Source organism: Streptomyces sp. JB150, assembly GCF_011193355.1.
In the GTDB taxonomy this organism is placed as follows: Bacteria; Actinomycetota; Actinomycetes; order Streptomycetales; family Streptomycetaceae; genus Streptomyces.
In genome coordinates this window covers 4,791,948-4,810,952 of sequence record NZ_CP049780.1, presented here as the reverse complement: position 1 = coordinate 4,810,952, position 19,005 = coordinate 4,791,948, and the positions used below count along the sequence as shown (strand labels likewise).

Here is a 19,005-nt window from a genome sequence, read left to right as displayed (position 1 = left end):
GCGTCGGCGGGGGCCGTCGCGCGTACACTGCACGGCCGTTTTCCGCCTGGTTCAGGACATCCACCCGGGACCGGCTATTGACCTGCTCATGCCATGGGGCGAACCATGAGCGCCACACCCACACCAGTAGGTCGTACGTCGCACGGAAGAACCACCCCCAGCTCCACTCCCCACTTCCGGAGACCCCGGAATCCCTGGAGAAACAAGGAGACTTCATGCGACTCCGCATCCGCGGCCAGGGCGCCCGCGGCGGCAGACGCGCCGCCGCGCTCGCCGGTCTGCTCGCCCTCGCCCTCGCGGCTCCGCTCTCGGCGACGGCGGGCGACGCCAGCGCCGACAGCGCGGCCAAACCGGCCGCCTCGGCGGACGACATCCGCCAGTACGAGATCCATCTGCACTCGACGGCCGAGGACCGCACCGCGTTGCAGCGGGCCGGCGTCTCCGTGGACGAGGTCCACGGGCACGGCGTGGTCGTCTCCGGCCGCGCGGACCAGATCCGCGAGCTGCGCCGGCTCGGCTACGACGTCACCGCGCTGGGCGCCGTACCGGACCGTTCGGCGAAGGCCGGCGACATCCGGCTCTACGACTTCCCGTCGGCCGACTCGCGCTACCACAACTACGCGGAGATGACGGCCGAGATCAACTCGATCGTCGCGGCGAACCCGTCCATCGCGAGCCAGCGCACGATCGGCACCTCGTACCAGGGGCGCAACATCGTCGCCATCAAGATCAGCGACAACGTCTCCGCGGACGAGTCCGAGCCGGAGGTGCTGTTCACCCACCACCAGCACGCCCGCGAGCACCTGACCGTCGAGATGGCGCTCTACCTGCTGCGCGAGCTGACCGGCGACTACGGCACCGACTCCCGCGTCACCGGCCTGGTCAACAGCCGCGAGATCTGGATCATCCCGGACCTCAACCCGGACGGCGGCGAGTACGACATCGCCTCCGGCTCCTACCGCTCGTGGCGCAAGAACCGCCAGCCCAACTCCGGTTCGTCGTACGTCGGTACGGACCTCAACCGCAACTGGAACTACCGCTGGGGCTGCTGCGGCGGCTCCTCCGGCTCGCCGTCCTCCGAGACCTACCGCGGCTCGGCCCCCGAGTCGGCCAAGGAGGTCAAGGTCGTCGCGGACTTCGTGCGCAGCCGGGTCGTCGGCGGCAAGCAGCAGATCACCGCGGGCATCGACTTCCACACCTACAGCGAGCTGGTGCTCTGGCCGTTCGGCTACACCACCGCGGACACCACCACCGGCATGACCGCCGACGACCGCAACGCGTTCGCCACGGTCGGGCAGAAGATGGCCGCCAGCAACGGCTACACCCCGGAACAGTCCAGCGACCTGTACATCACCGACGGGTCGATCGACGACTACCTCTGGGGCACGCACAAGATCTTCGGATACACCTTCGAGATGTATCCGCGGTCCAGCTCCGGAGGCGGGTTCTACCCGCCCGACGAGGTGATCGAGCGGGAGACCTCACGGAACCGGGACGCGGTGCTGCAACTGCTGGAGAACGCGGACTGCATGTACCGGTCGATCGGCAAGGAAGCCCAGTACTGCTAGGCGTCCTCGTCCGTCTTCTCCTGCGCCTCGTCCTCGAAGTAGGCGTCCAGCACCGCGTCGAGCTGTGACTCCCACTGCGCGAAGCGCGCCCTGTCCGGCGCCTCGATCTCGATCGGGTACCAGCGCCGGTCAGGGGTGTGCACCGTGACGGTGAACCGCTTGCCGAAGCGGGCCGTCTCGGTCTCCACCGCGCCGATCTCGTCCCAGCGGAAGTCGCAGCTCTCCTCGTCGAGGCTGAGGCGGATGCCCCTGGCGTCGGCGACGATCCGGGCGCGCCGGTCGGCGGCCTCGAACACGGGGCCGTCGGCGGGGGGTTCCTCCTCGGTCACCTCCTCGGCAGTCACCTCCTCGGCGGCTTCCGGGGCGGCTTCGACGGCGGCCTTCTCGGCGGTGTCCTCCCCCGCCGCGGCCTCGGCCGTCTCCTCCGCTGCGACGGTCGCCGTCTGTGCCGGCTCGTCGGGGCGCGGGCCCGTGATGCCGGGGACGAACGCCGGGTCCGCCGCGGCGCCTTGCAGGGGCTGAATGCTGGGTCCTATGCGCTGCTCCACGGCGGAAGTATGGACGACGGAGCTGTGCGGGCGACAGCCAGGCTGTTCGGCGGGGCCGTCTTCCTACACGAAGAGGCTGAGCACCGCCGCCACCGCGAACCCGGCCAGCGACAGCACCGACTCCAGCACGGTCCACGTCCTCAGGGTGTCCCGCTCGCTGATCCCGAAGTACTTGGCGACGATCCAGAAGCCGCCGTCGTTGACGTGCGAGGCGAAGATGGACCCGGTGGAGATGGCCATGATGACCAGGGCGACGAAGGCCTGGGAGTGGTCGCCGCCGGCGAGCAGCGGGGCGACGATGCCGGCCGTGGTGACGATGGCGACGGTGGCCGAGCCCTGGGCGACGCGCAGCACCAGGGAGAGCAGGTACGACAGCGCGATCACCGGCAGGCCGACGTCGTCGAAGGTGTCCGAGAGGGCCTGGGCGACCCCGCTCGCCTTGAGGACGGCGCCGAAGACGCCGCCCGCGCCGACCACGAGCAGGATGTTGCCGACCGGCTTCAGCGAGGACGTGGACACGGTCTCCAGCGACTTGCGGGACCAGCCGCGGCGGATGCCGAGGACGTAGTACGCGAGGAGCAGGGCGAGGGTGAGGGCCACGAAGGGGTGGCCGAAGAACTCGATCACCGAGCGGAGCGTGGAGGGACTGAGCGCGATCGAGGAGAAGGTGGCGGCGAGAATCAGGATCAGCGGCGTGCCGATGATGGCGAGGACCGTACCGAGGGCGACCGGCTGTTCGCGGGGTGCGGCCCGCTCGGCGAGCACCGCGCGCCTGGCCTCCTCCGCGGCCTCCACCATGTCCTGCGGGACGGGCACGAAGATGCGGCGGCCGATCCACGCGGAGAACGCCCAGGCGGCCAGGACGGCGGGGATGCCGCAGACGACGCCCATGAGGATGACCCAGCCGAGGTCCACGTGGAGCAGCCCGGCGGCGGCGACGGGGCCGGGGTGCGGGGGCAGGAAGGCGTGGGTCATGGACAGGCCGGCGAGCAGCGGGAGGCAGTAGAGCAGGATCGACTTGCCGCTTCGCTTGGCGGCGGCGTAGACGAGCGGCGCGAGCACGAAGATGCCGACGTCGAAGAAGACCGGGATGCCGAAGACGAGACCGGTCAGGCCCATGGCGAGCGGGGCGCGCTTCTCGCCGAAGAGGTGCAGCAGCCGGGAGGCCAGCACCTCGGCGCCGCCGCTGACTTCGAGGATCGCGCCGAGCATGGTGCCCAGGCCGATGATGATGGCGACGTGGCCGAGGATGCCGCCCATGCCGGACTCGATGGTGGAGACGGCGTCGGAGCGCTGGACGGTGCCGAAGAGTTCGGTGACGGACAGGCCGGCCAGCAGGCCGACGGCTATGGAGACGGCGAGCAGGGCAACGAACGGCTGCAGGCGCGCCTTGATGATGAGGAACAGCAGCAGGGCGATGCCGAGGGCGGCGACGGTGAGCAGCCCGGCGGTGCCGTCGATGAGCAGCAGGAGGCCGCCGGTGTGGGGCGGGGACGAAGGGGACATCAGGGGGTCCTCTGGATAAGTACATACTGCTTTCGGGCAGGGGGGATCGCGGCATGGCGTCCGCGGACGCGCGGACACCATGCCGTGTGCGGCGTGCGGGTGGTGAGGAGGGGTCAGCCGAGGACGGCGAGCGCGTCGATCTCGATGAGCAGGCCGGCGGGCAGGCCGACGTAGACCGTCGTGCGGGCGGCCGGGGGCTGGGTGAGGCCCTGATCCTCGAAGTAGGCGTTGTAGATCTCGTTCATCTCGGCGAAGTGGTCCACGTCCGTGAGGTAGACGCGGATCATCAACACGTCGTCCCAGCTCGCGCCGCCCTCCTCAAGGACGGACTTGACGTTGGCGAGGGTCTGGAGGGTCTGCTCGCGCAGGGTGGGGCCGGCGGGCGTCGGGGGCTTGCCCTCCTCGGCGGGGAGGAAGCCGACCTGGCCGGCGACCTGGAGGATGTTGCCCTTCCTGACGCCGTGCGAGAACCTCGCGGGCGGGGTGGTGTGGGTCTTGGGGGTGAGTGCGGTCTTGTCCGTCATGCGGGGTCCCTTACTGGCGTTCTTCCGGAGTACTCGCCGCTGATGTCCTCCGCCGTACGGCGCACCAGCGGGAGCAGGGTGAGGAGTTCGTCGGCGGTGACGACGACGTTCGGCGCGGAGACCGACATGGCGGCGACGACCCGGCCGTCGGCGCCGCGGACGGGCGCGGCGACGCAGTTGATGGACTCCTCGTGGCCGCCGAGGTCGGTGGCCCAGCCCTGTTCGCGCACCTTGGCCAGCTCCGCGAGGAAGGCCTCGGCGTTCGGCGTCGAACGGGCCGTGTACAGGGGGTAGTCGAGCTTCTCCGCGACCGCGCGCCGCTCGGGTTCGGGCAGGTCGGCGAGGAGCAGCTTGGCGACGGCGGCGACGGTGATGGCGACCGGTTTGCCGATCCGCGAGTACATGCGGACCGGGTAGCGGCTCTCCACCTTGTCGATGTAGAGGACCTCGTCGTCCTCGTACACCGCGAGGTGCACGGTGTGCCCGCACTGTTCGTTGAGGCGGACGAGGTGCGGGTGGGCGATCTCGCGGATGTCCAGGTTCTCCATCGCCTCCTGGGCGAGGGCGAACAGCCGGGCGCCGAGCCGGTAGCGCTGGTCGGACTGGCGGTAGACGAAGCCGTGCTCGTTCAGGGTGCGCAGCAGCCTGAGGGCGGTGGACTTGTGCACGCCGAGGCGGTCGGCGACCTGTCCGAGGTCGGCGGGTCCCTCGGCGAGCAGCGGCAGGATGCTCAGCGCGCGGTCGACGGTCTGGCTCATGGCGTACGTACCTCCTCCTCGGCCCCCTGGGTGCCGGCTGTCCAGCCGGGGCCGAGTCGAAGTCTCCCCCACGCGGTGTCGTCGAGGGCGGCGAGCCGGTCGGCGTGGTCGCGGGCGGGGGGTGCGGCGAGGTCGCCGGGGGCGGTGAGGGCGGCGGCGGCCCACAGGTGGCCGTGGCGCAGGCGGTCCCGCGGGGGCAGTCCGCGCAGGGTGGCGGAGAGGAACCCGGCGGCGAAGGCGTCTCCGGCGCCCACGGCGGCGACGACGTCCACGGTGAGGGCGGGGACGAAGGTGGCGTGGGGTCCGTGGAACGCGGTGGCGCCCGCCGGGCCCTGCTTGACGACGAGCACCTCGGGTTCGGGCAGCGCGGCGCGGATCTCCTCGGGGCCGGTCAGTCCCCAGGCCTCGTCCTCGCCGACGAAGACGAGGTCGGCGCGGCGGGCGAGGTCTTTCAGCAGGGCGGGCCCGCCGGGGTGCGGCCACAGGCCGGGGCGGTGGTTGACGTCGAAGGAGACGAGGGGTCGGCCGGGGCGGGGCGCGGTGAGTGTGCGCAGCAGCTCGCGGCAGCCGTCGGAGAGCGCCGCGGTGATGCCGGACAGGTGCAGGATCCGCCCGGCCCGTACGGCGCTCAGGTCGACGCCGGTCACGGACATCGCGGACGCCGCCGATCCGGCCCGGTAGTAGGCCACCTCGTGGGCGTCGGTGGCGCGGTCGCCCGCGGTGCGGAAGTACACGCCGGTCGGGCGCGCGGGGTCGCGGCGTACGGAGGTCACGTCGACGCCGTACGCGCCGATCGTCTCGACCAGGTGGTCGCCGAACCCGTCGGCGCCGACCCGGCTGACCCACCGGGCGGAGTGTCCGGCGGCGGCCAGCATGCAGGCCACGTTGGACTCGGCGCCGCCGATGGCCCGGTCGAAGGACGGCACGTCGGCGAGACGGCCGGGGCGGGAGGGCAGGAAGGTGACCATGGACTCGCCGAGCGCGACGACGTCCACGACGCCGGGGGCGTTGCACAGTCCGTCGGTGGTCACGATCGTCGTAGCTCCTCGGTGTCGCTCAGGGCGGTGGCGGATCCGTTGACCCCGCGTTCGCCGAGATGTTAGACAGCGGTAAGCGACATACGCAATGGACGTTGCAGAATGCGCAACGCACCTGATCGGAGGCTCTTCATGAGCAGCGAAGCCCTCGCCCGGCTCTCGGACGAACGCGTCGACCACCGCTTCCGGGGCCTCCCGCCGGACGCCGACGGGCTCACCGTCGGCGAGCTGGCCGCCCAGCGCCGCAACCTGTTCACCGGCGGCTTCACCACCCCCGTCCTGGCGCTGTCCGCCGAGCACCTGGAGCACAACCTGCGGCTGATGGCCGCGTACACCCAGCGGCACGGCCTGGCCTTCGCCCCGCACGGCAAGACCTCCATGGCGCCGCAGCTGTTCGCCCGCCAGATCGAGCACGGCGCCTGGGGCATCACGCTCGCGGTGCCGCACCAGGTGCGGGTGGCGCGGGCGTTCGGCGTGCGGCGGGTGTTCCTGGCGAACGAGCTGGTGGACGCGGCGGCCCTGCGCTGGCTGGCCGCCGAGCTGGCCGACCCGGCGTTCCGCTTCGTCTGCTACGCCGACTCGGTGCGCGGCGTGGAGCTGATGGACGCGGCGCTGGCGGAGGCCGGCGCGCCCCGCCCGGTGGACGTGGTCGTGGAGCTGGCCGCGGGCGAGGGCGCCCGGACGGGGGTGCGCACGGAGGCGGAGTGCGCCCGGGTCGCGGACGCGGTGGCCGCCGCCCGGACGCTGCGCCTGGCCGGGGTCGCCGGGTACGAGGGCGAGGTGCCGCGGGCGACACCGGAGCGGGTGCGGGCGTGGCTGGACCGGCTGGTCGCGCTGGCCGTGGAGTTCGACAAGGCGGGCCGGTTCGCGGGGCTGGACGAGATCGTGGTGAGCGCGGGCGGCAGCGCCTGGTTCGACGCGGTGGCCGACGCCTTCGCCGCGCTCCCCGAACTGTCCGCGCCGGTGCTGAAGCTGCTGCGCTCCGGGGCGTACGTCTCGCATGACGACGGCCACTACCGCCGGCTGACCCCGTTCACCCGGATGCCCGGGGAGGGCGCGCTGGAGCCCGCGTTCCGGCTGTGGGCGCAGGTGGTGTCGCGGCCCACGGCCGAGCAGGCCTTCGTCAACGCGGGCAAGCGGGACGCGGCCCACGACCTGGACCTGCCGGTCGCCCGCGTGGTGCGCCGCGGCGGCACCGAGCGCCCGGCCGCCGGGATCGAGGTGACGGGCCTGTCCGACCAGCACGCCTGGCTGCGCACCTCACCGGAGGCGGACCTGGAGGTCGGCGACTGGGTCGGCCTCGGGCTGTCCCACCCGTGCACGTCGTTCGACAAGTGGCAGCTGATCCCGGTGGCCGAGGCCGACGGCACGGTCGTCGACTACGTCCGCACGTTCTTCTAGGGGGCCCGGCAGTGGAAGATCTCGTCATCCGGGACGCGGAGGTCGTCGACGGCACCGGCGCGCCGTCCTACCGCGCCGACGTGGTGGTGGACGGCGGCCGGATCGTGTCGATCGTCAAGGAGGCCGCGGCGGCCGGTTGCCAGCGCCCGTCGGCGATGCGGGAACTGGACGCCGAGGGCCTGGTCCTCGCCCCCGGCTTCATCGACATGCACGCCCACAGCGACCTGGCGCTGCTGCGCGACCCCGACCACAGCGCGAAGGCCGCGCAGGGCGTGACGCTGGAGGTGATCGGCCAGGACGGGCTGTCGTACGCGCCGGTCGACGACCGGACCCTCGACGGGGTGCGCCGCGCGATCACCGGCTGGAACGGCTCCGGCGACGACATCGACTTCGACTGGCGGTCGGTCGGCGAGTACCTGGACCGGCTGGACGGGGGCATCGCCGTCAACGCGGCCTACCTGATCCCCCAGGGCACGGTCCGCGCGCTCGCCGTCGGCTGGGAGGACCGCGAGGCGACCCCGGCCGAGCTGGACCGGATGCGCCGGCTGGTCGCCGAGGGCCTGGAGCAGGGTGCGGTCGGCATGTCGTCCGGGCTGACGTACACGCCGGGCATGTACGCGAAGGACGCCGAACTGACCGAGCTGTGCCGGGTGGTGGCGTCGTACGGCGGCTACTACTGCCCGCACCACCGCTCCTACGGGGCGGGCGCGCTGGAGGCGTACGCGGAGATGGTGGCGCTCGCCCGGGAGGCGGGCTGCGCGCTGCACCTGGCGCACGCCACCATGAACTTCGGGGTCAATGAGGGCCGCGCGCCCGAGCTGCTGGCGCTGCTGGACGAGGCGCTGGCGGCGGGCGCGGACATCAGCCTCGACACCTACCCCTACACGCCCGGCAGCACCACGCTCGCGGCGCTGCTGCCGAGCTGGGCGGGCGAGGGCGGCCCGGACGCGGCGCTCGCCCGGCTGGCGGACGACGCGACGGCCGAGCGGATCCGCCACCACCTGGAGGTCACCGGGTCGGACGGCTGCCACGGGGTGCCGGTGGAGTGGCACACGATCGAGATCTCCGGGGTCGGCGACCCGGCGCTCGCCGGCTGGATCGGCCGCCGCCTGGACGGCTGGGGGGCGGCCCGCCGGTTGCTGCTGGAGGACCGCCTGGCCACCTCGATCCTTCAGCACGTCGGCCACGAGGAGAACGTCCGGGCGATCATGCGCCACCGCGTCCACACCGGCGGCTCCGACGGCATCCTCCAGGGCGCGAAGCCGCATCCGCGCGCCTACGGCACCTTCCCGCACTACCTCGGCCACTACGTCCGCGAGCTGGGCGTGCTGTCCCTGGAGGAGTGCGTCGCCCACCTCACCTCCCGCCCGGCGGCCCGGCTGCGGCTGCCGGACCGGGGCGTGGTGCGCGAGGGGTACCGGGCGGACCTGGTGCTGTTCGACCCGGCCACGGTGGCGGCCGGATCGACGTACGAGCGTCCGCGCACGCTGCCGACGGGCATCCCCCACGTTCTGGTGGACGGCCGGTTCGTGATCGAGGACGGGCGGCGCACGGACGTCCTGGCGGGCCGCTCGGTGCGCAGGACGCCCGTGTGAGGCCTTGGGCTCAGGGCTTACGGCTTACGGCTCAGGGCTCACGGCTTGGGCAGGGTGCAGCCGCTCGCGTACAGGTCGAGCTTGCTGTCGAGGCCGAAGCAGGCGGCGAACGGGTAGGTCTGCTGGGCGTAGTTGACGCCCTGGCGGACGGTGACGTTGCCGCTCGCGTCCACCTCGCAGGGGTTGTTGAGGGTGCAGCGCCCGCCGCTCTCGTTGCCGGTGTTGTTGACGGCGACGACCCGGCCGGTGGAGTGGTCGACGACCGGGGAGCCGGAGGTGCCGCCGACGGTGTCGCAGGCGGGGGTGTAGCGGACGGAGTCCGTCCAGGTCCAGTCGCCCTCGCGCAGCTGGTGGGCGAAGCCGTCGATGGAGCAGGTGTAGACGCGCTTCCAGTAGCCGGAGACGACGCTGATGGCGGTGCCGGCGGCCGGACGGGTGTCGTTCAGGGTGAGCGCGTCGATGCCGTAGGAGCTCTTGATCTGGGCGTAGGTGCGGGTGAGCTGGTAGACGGCGGCGTCGGTGCCGGTCATGGTCGCGTAGGCGATCTTGTTCGCGCGCAGGGTCGCCACCCGGGTGCCCGCGGCGTTCAGCAGGCCGAAGGAGCGGGTGGAGGCGCGGTCGACGACGACCTCGCCGGGACCGGGGAAGCCGGACTCCAGGCAGTGGCCGTTGGTGAGCGCCAGCGCCGGGTCGTCGGCCGCGGAGTCCGGCATGCGGACGACCGCGCCGGAGCAGTTGCTCAGCGCCACGGTCCCGGCGAGGTTCACCGCCCGGGCCGCGGGCGCCGTCCCGGTGTCCGGCGTGGCCGCGACGGCGGGTGCCGCGCCCGCCCCGGTGATCACCAGGGCCGCGAGCGTGGCGAGGAGAGGCTTCTTCATGGGGGTCCCCTCTGTGCGACGGGGGCGGCCGGAGGTCGTCCGGCCGCCCACTGTCTTGTCATGGACATCGTCGTGGTGAGGGGAGGGGGCGGCAAGGAGGGTTATCCGCCACGCGTCGGGCGCGGGCGCGTCACCCCGCGCCCCCGGTCACCGGCTGCCCGGCCGTCGCGGCGGGCCGCTCCAGGGCGGCCAGCAGCGCGCGTTCGGCCGCGGTGAACTGCGGGCCGTCCAGCTGCGGCCGCAGCGGCCCCGCCAGCGCCGACAGCAGCACGCTCGGCCGGACCAGGGACAGCGGCGTGGCCCGCAGCGCCAGGACGTCGGTCAGGGCCGTCGCCGCGTGGAACGAGCCGGTCGCGGTGCGGGAGAGCCGGCCGACATAGCGGTGCAGCAGGCGGTCGGCGGGGCTCGGGCGCCGGCCCGTGGTGGTGGGGAAGTGAATGTCCTGCCCGACGGACAGCGTCCACGCGGTGTCGACGCTGCGGGCGACGGCCCGCTGGACGCGCCGGGCCAGACCGGGGACGAGACCTCCCGCGACCAGGTCGCGCAGGGCGACGGCGCTCTGGGCGGTGGCCGAGACACCCTGCCCGTACAGGGGGTTGACGGCCGCGACGGCGTCGCCCAGCACCACCAGGCCCTCCGGCCAGCGGGGAAGCCGTTCGTAGGCGTACCGCCGGTTGGCGGTGCTGCGCGTGACGCTGACGCCGGTGAGCGGTGTGGCGTGGGCGATGAGGTCGGCGATGAGCGGGTGGCGCAGGGTGCGGGCGAAGGGCTCGAAGGCGTCCGGGTCCGCGGTGGGCTCCCCGCCGGGGGCGCCCATCAGGCTGACGTGCCAGCGGTCGCCTTCGATCGGCAGGAGGCCGCCGGCGTTGCCCGGCCGGGGCAGCCGCGGGTCGGCCTGGATGCCGATCACCGGCCAGCCGCGGGTGGGCACCGGGGCGCGGTAGACGCGGCTGGCGTAGACGAGTCCGGAGTCGACACGGTCCTCGGTGAGCCCGGTGACGCCCAGCCCGGCGAGCCAGCGGGGCGTGCGCGAGCCGCGGCCGGAGGCGTCGATCACCAGGTCGGCCCGCAGCTCCGCCTCCGTGCCGTCGGCGCCGCGCACGCGTATGCCGGTGACGCGGTGGCGGCTGCCGAGCAGGCCGACGGCCCTCGTCCGCGTCCGCACGCGCACCCGGGGGTCCGCCAGGACCCGGGCTCGCACCACCGAGTCGGTCAGGTCCCGGCTGGCGGTGATCAGATGGTGGGTGCTGCGCCGCCAGCGGCGGTACCAGCCCTCCGGCGAGCAGATCACCATGCCGCCGGTCACGGGGATGCGGTGGGCCCCCGCGGCCAGCAGCCGCTCGACACTTCCCGGCAGCAGCGTCTCGATCGCCGCCACTCCCCCGGTCTGCAGGAAGTGGATGTGCGCGGCCTGCGGCACTCCGGTACGGGGTTCCGGACCGTCGGGCAGCTCGTGCGCCTCCACGATCTCCACGGATCCGACGTACTCCCGCACCGCGGCGGCGGCCAGCATCCCCGCGATGCTGCCGCCGACGACGACGGCGTGGGCGGAACCGGGACGGGGGCCCTGGCCGGGCTGCGGGACATCACTCATGGCGGGCTGCTTTCTGCGATACGTCGGACGGGTCGGCGAAGCGGAAGGACTCCCGGCGCCCCCGGAACCCCCGGCGCCCCCGGAACTCCCGCACCACGGGCGAGGCCAACGCCCGCGCCAGCGCGACGAGATCGCGCGCCCGCCGGACGCGCGCGGGCGGAACGTCCGGGGTAGCGGGGGTAGCTGGGCCGGCCGGGGTGGCCGGGGTGGCCGGGGTGTGGGCTGCGCCCGGGGTACGCGGGGCGCGCGGCGTGCCTGGGGTGTCCGGCGTGGGCGGGGTGTCGGCGGCGGCCGAGGGGTCCGTGGTGCCGGAGGCCGGCGGAGCGACCGGGGCGACCGGGGCCACCGGGGGGTTCGGGGCGCCCGAGGCCTCCGGGGCGTCTGGTGGGGGTCCGGGTGGCCTGTGTTGTCGGGCGTGGGCGTCGAGGAGGGCGATCGCGTCCGCGACGGCCGCCGCGTGCGAGGGGTCGGCGCCGTCGGACAGTGCCCTGCGGTAGGCGCGTTCGCGCAGGGCCGGGTCGCAGTACGGCGTCAGGGCGAGGATGGCGTCGTACAGGGCCGTCCTGCGGCCCGTCAGCAGCAGCGGCGGCGGAGTCCGCCACCACGGCAGCGGGGCGCGTACGGCGCCCGGCGTGCGCACGTCCCGCAGCGCCCGCCACAGCGGGGCGAGCTGCCACAACTCCCGTACGGTCCTGACCTGTTCGGCGACCCGGGGTCCGGCGAGCGGCACGGCGAAGCCGAGGGCGCCGAGGACGCAGGCGGGCGGGGCGAGGAGCGGGGTGACCTCGCTCACCAGGAAGTCCAGGTCGTGGCCCGTCCAGCGGGCGGCGACCGCCACCAGCCGCAGCACGTCGTAGCAGACGATGATCGCGTAGGCCGGGCCGAGGATGCGCAGGCCCGCCCGGAGCGACCCGCGGACCTGCGCGGACCAGCGCCGGCACAGGACGCTCGCGGCCGTCATGGCCACGCCCTGCGCGACGAGGTAGAGGACGATCATCTCGCGGAGGAACGGCGTGGTGGCGTAGTGGGCGTCGAACGAGACGGGCTGCTCGACGGGCGCGCTGCCCGCCGCGAACAGGGCGACGACGGCGAGGGCCGTGAGGCCGTACGCGATCACGCACAGGCGGGAGATGCGCCGGGTCCGCTCCGGTGACGCCGGGCGCCAGTTGACGATGAGCAGCAGGCTGGCGCCGGAGAACACGGTCGTCGTCGCGTAGACGACGGGGGCGGCGAGGTTGGGGACGTCCGTGAGCCGGTTGAGCCGGGCGATGGACGCGGGGGCGGCGAAGAGCATCAGGCAGCCGGCGGAGAAGAGCAGCAGACAGGCCGCGCGCAGCAGGGTGTCGTGGCGTCTTCGCACGAGTGCGGGCAGCTTCACGGCGCCCACCAGCAGCAGCATGGCCCCGCACACGTAGAAACCGGCGTCGCTCGTTCCGAAGGTCACTGGGCGGGCCGTCCTCAGCGCTGGAAGCGGTGGGCCATGGAGGCCCGGATCCGGCCGGTGAGGTCGTGCGGGTCGCCGGGCGAGCGGTCCTCGTGGAGGACGGCCCGGACGTCGGTGGCGAACCGGAAGCCGAAGTGCTCGGCGTCGAGTTCCTCCCGCACGCGGTGCCCCTCGGTGCGTGCCGCGAAGTGGAGGGAGGCGTCCATGCGCGCGCCGGGCGGCAGGTCGGTGCGGGTGGCCTCGGCGAGGGCGGCGACGAACTCCGCGAGCGTCGCGGCCGGGCCGCGGCCGGCGGGGCGAGAGGCGCGGGGGGCGCGGGGGGCGGCGGGCGCGTGGTCACCGTCACCGTCACCTTCGCCGGCGCCGTCCCCAGTGGCGGTGCCGGTGTGGCCGTGACCCTGGAACATGTGCCACGCCTCGTGGCCGATGATCACCAGCTGGTGCTCGGGGTCGGTGTTCTCCTCGTAGACGATCAGGTCGTGATCGGTGCGGTCCACCCAGACCCCGCTGGCCGTGAACGGCGGGAACACGGCCTGGCGCAGGTGCACCGGGCGCCCTCGCACGTCGCTGAGGGCCCGGGCCGTCGCCGGGATGACCTCCTCGGCGGCGAGGAGCGGCCGTAAGCCGTCCACCAGGCGGGCGCTGAGCCGCCGCATCGCCCTCGGTCCGGTCCTCATCGCCGCATCGGTCCACTCCACCCTCGTCGAGCGCCGAGACCCGAACCCCGGGCCCGACGTGTCCGCGGTGTGCACAGGTGCCGTGCGCGGGGCGTTGTGTGAGCGCGGTGCGCCGGCGCGTGGCACCTTAGCGCGCGCCTCTCGGCGGGATCAACGCTCGCCCGGCGGCCGCCGCCCGGTGACCACCGGGCCGCCACCGGCCCGTCGCCCGGCTCACTTGGGGCGCTTGGTACCGCCCGGACCGCGGCCCGGGTTGCCGTTGGCGTTGCCGGGGGCGTCGTCCGGAACGGGGGTCGCGGTGGCGGTGGTGGAGGGCGCCGGGGCGGCCGGGGGCGTGGTGGTGGACGTCGGGGCGGGGGTGGGGGACCCGGAGGGCGTGGCGGAGCCGGGGCCGCCGCTCGCCGGTGTGCTCGGCGACGGGGTGGAGTCCGGCGCCGGCGCGGTGCCGGTGCCGGTGCCGGTGCCGGCCTCGGGGAGCGGGCCGGCCTTCCGGGTGTCCCGGTCCGCGCCGGACGGCGTCCCCGCGCCCTGGTCGCCGGCCGCCGGACTGGTGCGGTCCTTCTCGCCGCGCGCCCCGCCGTCCGGGGACGGGGACCCCGCCAGGGAGAACCCGGCGATCAGCGCCGCCGCGGACACCGCGCCCGCGGCGACCACGGCCCCGGCCGCCCGCCGCTGCCACCACGGGCTGGGCTTGCGCCGCGAGCGGCGGGGCCCGGGCGGGGTGAGCGGGGGCAGCTCGCGGGTCTCGTCGTAGGCGCTCTGCCAGCCGTGTGCCGCCGCCGGGTCGGCGTACTCCTCGTAGGCCGGGACGTGCTCCGGCTGCGGCTGGTACACCATCGGCGGACCCTGCTGTTCACCCGTTCCGGGGGGCTCGGACATGGCCGCGCATTCTAGGGACTGGAGTGACTCCAGGGACAGTGCGGAGTCATACCGGCCCAAATCGCTCGTCTCACGTGGCGGAAAACACGACCCGCGCAGCGATACCCGGCCGTAAGCTCCCAGACATGCAGGTGATCCAGTCGACCAAGCTCGCCAACGTCTGTTACGAGATCCGGGGTCCGGTGCTCGAGGAGGCGATGCGGCTGGAAGCGGCCGGTCACCGCATCCTCAAGCTGAACACCGGCAACCCGGCGGCGTTCGGCTTCGAGTGCCCGCCCGAGATCCTGGAGGACATCCTCCGCAACGTCTCGACGGCCCACGGCTACGGCGACGCGAAGGGTCTGCTGGCCGCGCGCCGGGCGGTGGTCATGCACAACCAGACCATCGGCATCGAGACCGACGTCGAGCACGTCTTCATCGGCAACGGCGTCTCCGAGCTGATCGTCATGGCGATGCAGGGCCTGCTGGACGACGGCGACGAGGTGCTGGTGCCCGCCCCGGACTACCCGCTGTGGACCGCCGCGGTCTCGCTGTCGGGCGGTACGGCCGTGCACTACCGCTGCGACGAGCAGTCCGACTGGATGCCGGACCTGGCCGACGTCGAGCGCAAGGTGACCGACCGCACCAAGGCGATCGTCATCATCAACCCGAACAACCCGACCGGCGCGGTCTACGACGAGGCCGTCCTCAGGGGCCTCACCGACATCGCCCGCCGCCACAACCTGCTGGTGTGCTCCGACGAGATCTACGACAAGATCCTCTACGACGGCGCCACGCACACCCCCACCGCCGCCGTCGCCCCCGATCTGCTCACCCTGACCTTCAACGGCATGTCGAAGGCGTACCGGGTGGCCGGCTACCGGGTCGGCTGGATGTCGATCTCCGGCCCGCGCGCGCACGCCGACTCCTACATCGAGGGTCTGACGATCCTGGCGAACATGCGGCTGTGCGCGAACATGCCGGGCCAGCACGGGGTGGTCGCCGCGCTCAGCGGACGCCAGACGATCAACGACCTGGTGCTGCCGGGCGGGCGGCTGAAGGAGCAGCTGGACGTCGCGTACGAGATGCTGACCCGGATCCCGGGCGTGAGCTGTGTCCGTCCGAAGGGCGCGCTGTACCTCTTCCCGCGCCTCGACCCGAAGGTCTTCAAGATCAAGGACGACCGGCGGATGGTGCTGGACCTGCTGCGGCAGGAGAAGATCATGGTCGTCCAGGGCACCGGCTTCAACTGGCCCGAGCCGGACCACTTCCGGGTCGTGACGCTGCCGACGGCGGGCGATCTGCGCGACGCGATCGGGCGGATCGGGAACTTCCTGGACGGCTACAGCCAGCCGTAATACTCCGCACCCCAGGTTCCGGGATCACTCTCAACTTTAGAACGAATCTAATGTAGGATGCCTTCTGTCACAGCACAGGAGGCCATCCCATGTACGAACCGATCCGCACGAAGTCGGTCCACACGATGGCCGGCACCCCGGACTTCCCCCACCGGTCGCGCGAGGAGGAGCTGGACATCCAGCTCGCGGGCCATCTCGCCGCGCTGCTCGCCGTGACCGACGAGCTGCGCGCCCTGGCCCCCTCCGACGACCTGGACACCGCCGCCGCGCGACTGGCGGAGCAGGTGGCCCGGCTGCGGGGCGGCAAGGCGCCGGTCCGCTCCGCGGTGAGCGCGGTGTCCGAGCCGCACCTCGCGGCGCTGCACCAGCGGGCGCACGCGCTCGCCGGCCGGGCGCTGGTGGTCGCGGCCTCCCGCGCGGACACCGCCGCCGCGATCCTCGCCGCCGAGCGGATGGACGCGCACGCGGAGGCGCTGGGACCGCGGGAACTCGCGTCCCGCTGACCTCTCCCCCCTGAACGGCCCCGGTCCGCGTGCACCCGCAGCGACGCGCGGACCGGGCGCCACGGATGCACCGCGCTCACCGCCGCTCCAGCGCCTCCCAGAAACTCCCCTCCAGACCCACCGCTTCGAGCAGCACGCTCTGCACACGCAGGGGAAGGTCCTGGATGTACGGAAGGACACCGGGCTGCCAGCTCGCCAGGTCGTCCAGGACCAGCTGGACCGGCTCGACCAGCGTGGCGCTGTTCTCGGCACGCCGCTGCCACGCGGCGCTGCGGCGGCGAGCGGCCGCCTCCGACTCCATCCCGCTGACGAACTGGTAGCCCTTGGTGGCGGCCATGGTGAACAGCCGGTCGGCCACCCGGGCCAGGTTCCCGGCCGTGTGCGGGTACGCGGCCGCGGTCAGCGTGTCCTCGACGAGCGTGGGCGGGACCGTCGGAGCGGTGAGGGAGACGACCCCCTCCGGAAAGGCGCCGACCGAACTCAGCGAAGGGTCACGCGTTTTGAGGTGGCCGATCAGCGGCGTGTTCAGCCGCTTGGAGCCGAACCCCAGCGGGAACACCCCGATGCGCGTGCCGGTGCCGCCGCGGCCGAAGGCGAACAGGACGAAGTCGCCGGCCTGGTCCGCACTCGCATACACGGCCGCCGGCGCCTCCTGCGCGGCACCGTGCCAGAGGTGGCCGGCCGGCACCAGGTGCGGGAGCGCGGCGTACTTGCGGTCGCGATAGCCGTCCATCAGTTCCTCCACGCACTGGACGCTGTCGCCCAGGGCCAGCGAACTGGTGAGCTTCCGCCCGGAGCCGAGCAGCAGGGACGGCGCGGCGGAACCGGCGCGGGACGAGGTGCCGCGACGACTGAACAGACCCATCGTGTGTTACCTCCTGAAGCGTGCCCGGGCCGACAGCCAGGCGCCGGACGAACAGACGGCCGCGGCCGACACCGACCACGCCACGGGAGCCGCCTGGCCGTGGCGCGCGTGGAAGAGGACCGTCGTCAGCAGCCAGCCGACCGCTCCGCCGAGCAGCGTGACGCCCACGAGGTCGAACAGGACGGGTGTCGTCGGCTCCCGGCCCGCACGCAGCAGGCGCCGGCCGCCGGTCGGCAGGACGACGGCGAGAAGTCCGATCAGGGTGATGACCGGAGCGTCCAGGACGGCCGCCATGTGGACCTTGTACTGGAGCGACTGGACGGCGGCCAGCACAGCGAGAAGGCCGCCGACCAGGGCGCCCTGGACGAGCGCGGCGTGCTGACGCTGCGCCTGGGCCCGTTCCGCGACGAACGCTCCGCCGAGGCCGATGACCGACTCGGCGCGTTCCATGGTGGCGTTGAGGTGTTCCACCTCGTCCTCGGCCTGCTGGGCGAGCCAGTCGGCGAGGTCGCGGTCCGCCACGAGGGGTGAGCCCGCGGCGTCGTGGTCCGCCGGCGGTACCGCCTGCCGCATGTTGGCGGCGAGCCCCTGCCCGGTCCGGCACAGGGAGCGCAGGTCGGCGCGGCGGGCCGCGAGATCGTGGGCGGCGGCGCGCAGCCGGTCCATACGGGCCTCCGCCTCCAGGGCGGCCTCGCCGAACAGGGGCGCCGGGTCGTCCACGGCGCGGGCGTGCAGGTGCCCGAGGGCGTCCGCGGCCTCGGTGACCTCCCGGTCGCCGGCGCGGATGTCCTCCCGGGCGCCGCTCAGCACCCGCACGTGGTGCCGTACCAGGCCGGCATGGAGCAGGTGGCGGGTGAGGGGGGCGGGTTCGGCCGTGCCGGTCAGCCACAGCCACGCGTCGAGGCCGGGTTCGTCGCCGCGGTCGACGGCCACCACGACCCGGGGGCCGGAATCCGGCCGGTCGATCTCCCAGAGCAGCCGGTCCGCCGACAGCGGCGTCCACGGACCCGGCTCCCCCGAGTACGGGCCGAGCCGGGAGGAGGCATGCCGTACGAGGGCGTCGGCGCGGGCCGGCCGGCGCAGCAGCCGGCGGGGCAGGGCGCCGAGGGCCCGCGCCACGACCGTCACCCCCAGCACCTCGTCGGGGACCGGCCCGGCGGGCGCCTTCGCGGCCCAGCGGTCGGCGGCGGACTCCCACGTGCGGGCGGACTGCGGCCGGGCGGGCAGGACGAGCGACAGCCCCGTGACGTCCCCGCGTGCCCACAGCACCGCCTGATCGTCCGACTCCAGCGGGCCGGAGGCACGGGCCGCCAGGAAGACGGGCGACGCGGCGAACGGGACCGTGTCGGGCAGGTCGTCGGGGCCGGCGAGGAAGGGCAGCGTGCCCACCGGGTCGCGCATGCCGAGGTCCCGGCAGGCCGACCACAGGCGTCGCAGGTAGGGGCGGGCCGCGGGCGTGCCCGGGGTGACGGGGTGCGCGGCGGACAGGGTCGAGGAGCGGAAAAAGGCGTGGACGACGAGGGCCGGCCGGCGCAGCCCGCGGTCAGGCATCGGAGCCGGGCAGCAGCCGGCCGATCTTCTGCACCAGCTTGGGGATGCGGTCGAGCACGGGTGGACCGGGAGGCTGGGGAGGCTGCTCGGGAAGGCGGGCGGGGCCGTGGTACGCGCCGGTGAGGTCCTTCACCTCACGGATGGCGGCGGTCAGGGCCTCGGCGTCCCGCCGGTCGGCGGCCGTCTCCACGGCGGTGGCGAGGAGCTGTTCCACCCGCGCCCACTCCTGGGGCGTGGCCTCCATGTCCGGCAACAGCTCCAGCACGGTCAGTGCGTCCTCGGCCGCTCGTGCCCACCGGTCGTCGTTCACACGGTCTCCCTCCGTGCCGGTGCCCGACCC

18 protein-coding genes are annotated in these 19,005 nt (G+C 73.7%); 5 read left to right on the top strand and 13 right to left on the bottom strand.

Features of this window, described 5'->3' with window-relative positions; genetic code table 11:
* Positions 1-215: 215 nt before the first annotated feature.
* Entirely contained in the window at positions 216-1,568 is a 1,353-nt protein-coding gene (locus tag G7Z13_RS22410) for a M14 family metallopeptidase (protein WP_166002022.1), read from the top strand.
* On the opposite strand, the gene G7Z13_RS22405 is transcribed toward G7Z13_RS22410, so the two are convergent.
* The 5 genes from G7Z13_RS22405 to G7Z13_RS22385 form a co-directional block, all read right to left on the bottom strand.
* Positions 1,565-2,116, bottom strand: a complete 552-nt coding sequence (locus G7Z13_RS22405; protein ID WP_166002020.1) for a hypothetical protein — start codon at positions 2,114-2,116, stop codon at positions 1,565-1,567. The genes G7Z13_RS22410 and G7Z13_RS22405 overlap by 4 nt on opposite strands.
* Before the next feature lie 63 nt (positions 2,117-2,179).
* The gene (locus G7Z13_RS22400; protein ID WP_166002019.1) at positions 2,180-3,622 is read right to left on the bottom strand and encodes a gluconate:H+ symporter; all 1,443 of its coding nucleotides are present in this window, start codon (positions 3,620-3,622) and stop codon (positions 2,180-2,182) included.
* Between the two features lie 113 nt (positions 3,623-3,735).
* Positions 3,736-4,146 carry a RidA family protein gene (locus tag G7Z13_RS22395; RefSeq protein ID WP_166002017.1) on the bottom strand — a complete coding sequence of 137 codons (411 nt, stop codon included), beginning with the start codon at positions 4,144-4,146 and terminating at the stop codon, positions 3,736-3,738.
* Positions 4,143-4,904 (bottom strand): IclR family transcriptional regulator, encoded by a 762-nt coding sequence (locus G7Z13_RS22390; protein ID WP_166002015.1) that lies wholly within the window; start codon positions 4,902-4,904, stop codon positions 4,143-4,145. The genes G7Z13_RS22395 and G7Z13_RS22390 overlap by 4 nt, the downstream gene beginning before the upstream one ends.
* Positions 4,901-5,935: a sugar kinase gene (locus tag G7Z13_RS22385; protein WP_277347412.1), complete on the bottom strand. Its 1,035-nt coding sequence runs from the start codon at positions 5,933-5,935 to the stop codon at positions 4,901-4,903. Before G7Z13_RS22385 ends, G7Z13_RS22390 begins: the two co-directional genes overlap by 4 nt.
* A 138-nt stretch (positions 5,936-6,073) precedes the next feature.
* On the opposite strand from G7Z13_RS22385, the gene G7Z13_RS22380 reads away from it, so the two are divergent.
* Both G7Z13_RS22380 and G7Z13_RS22375 read left to right on the top strand, forming a co-directional pair.
* Positions 6,074-7,342 (top strand): alanine racemase, encoded by a 1,269-nt coding sequence (locus tag G7Z13_RS22380; RefSeq protein ID WP_166002014.1) that lies wholly within the window; start codon positions 6,074-6,076, stop codon positions 7,340-7,342.
* Positions 7,343-7,353: 11 nt separating this feature from the next.
* Positions 7,354-8,937, top strand: coding sequence for a D-aminoacylase (locus G7Z13_RS22375; RefSeq protein ID WP_166002012.1), 1,584 nt, complete (start codon positions 7,354-7,356; stop codon positions 8,935-8,937).
* 38 nt (positions 8,938-8,975) lie between these two features.
* Here the strand turns inward: G7Z13_RS22375 and G7Z13_RS22370 are convergent, their stop codons facing one another.
* From G7Z13_RS22370 to G7Z13_RS22350, 5 genes are all read right to left on the bottom strand, one after another.
* Positions 8,976-9,815 carry a serine protease gene (locus G7Z13_RS22370; RefSeq protein ID WP_166002010.1) on the bottom strand — a complete coding sequence of 280 codons (840 nt, stop codon included), beginning with the start codon at positions 9,813-9,815 and terminating at the stop codon, positions 8,976-8,978.
* Positions 9,816-9,945: 130 nt separating this feature from the next.
* A complete protein-coding gene (locus tag G7Z13_RS22365; RefSeq protein ID WP_240926523.1) occupies positions 9,946-11,328 on the bottom strand; it encodes an FAD-dependent monooxygenase in 1,383 nt (460 codons plus the stop codon).
* A 73-nt stretch (positions 11,329-11,401) separates the two neighbouring features.
* Positions 11,402-12,853, bottom strand: a complete 1,452-nt coding sequence (locus G7Z13_RS22360; RefSeq protein WP_166002007.1) for an MAB_1171c family putative transporter — start codon at positions 12,851-12,853, stop codon at positions 11,402-11,404.
* A gap of 14 nt (positions 12,854-12,867) precedes the next feature.
* Entirely contained in the window at positions 12,868-13,530 is a 663-nt protein-coding gene (locus G7Z13_RS22355; protein ID WP_166002004.1) for a hypothetical protein, read from the bottom strand.
* 213 nt (positions 13,531-13,743) lie between these two features.
* Complete coding sequence (locus tag G7Z13_RS22350) at positions 13,744-14,409, bottom strand: hypothetical protein (protein WP_166002002.1); 666 nt, start codon at positions 14,407-14,409, stop codon at positions 13,744-13,746.
* Between the two features lie 125 nt (positions 14,410-14,534).
* On the opposite strand from G7Z13_RS22350, the gene G7Z13_RS22345 reads away from it, so the two are divergent.
* The gene (locus G7Z13_RS22345; RefSeq protein WP_166002000.1) at positions 14,535-15,746 is read left to right on the top strand and encodes a pyridoxal phosphate-dependent aminotransferase; all 1,212 of its coding nucleotides are present in this window, start codon (positions 14,535-14,537) and stop codon (positions 15,744-15,746) included.
* An 89-nt stretch (positions 15,747-15,835) separates the two neighbouring features.
* Positions 15,836-16,249, top strand: a complete 414-nt coding sequence (locus tag G7Z13_RS22340) for a hypothetical protein (RefSeq protein ID WP_166001998.1) — start codon at positions 15,836-15,838, stop codon at positions 16,247-16,249.
* Between the two features lie 76 nt (positions 16,250-16,325).
* On the opposite strand, the gene G7Z13_RS22335 is transcribed toward G7Z13_RS22340, so the two are convergent.
* Genes G7Z13_RS22335 through G7Z13_RS22325 form a run of 3 tightly spaced genes read right to left on the bottom strand, consistent with a single transcriptional unit; the run spans position 16,326 to position 18,975 of the window.
* Positions 16,326-17,114: a hypothetical protein gene (locus G7Z13_RS22335; RefSeq protein WP_166001995.1), complete on the bottom strand. Its 789-nt coding sequence runs from the start codon at positions 17,112-17,114 to the stop codon at positions 16,326-16,328.
* A gap of 6 nt (positions 17,115-17,120) precedes the next feature.
* Entirely contained in the window at positions 17,121-18,665 is a 1,545-nt protein-coding gene (locus G7Z13_RS22330) for a CATRA conflict system CASPASE/TPR repeat-associated protein (protein WP_166001993.1), read from the bottom strand.
* Entirely contained in the window at positions 18,658-18,975 is a 318-nt protein-coding gene (locus G7Z13_RS22325; protein ID WP_166001991.1) for a CATRA system-associated protein, read from the bottom strand. Before G7Z13_RS22325 ends, G7Z13_RS22330 begins: the two co-directional genes overlap by 8 nt.
* Positions 18,976-19,005: the final 30 nt, after the last annotated feature.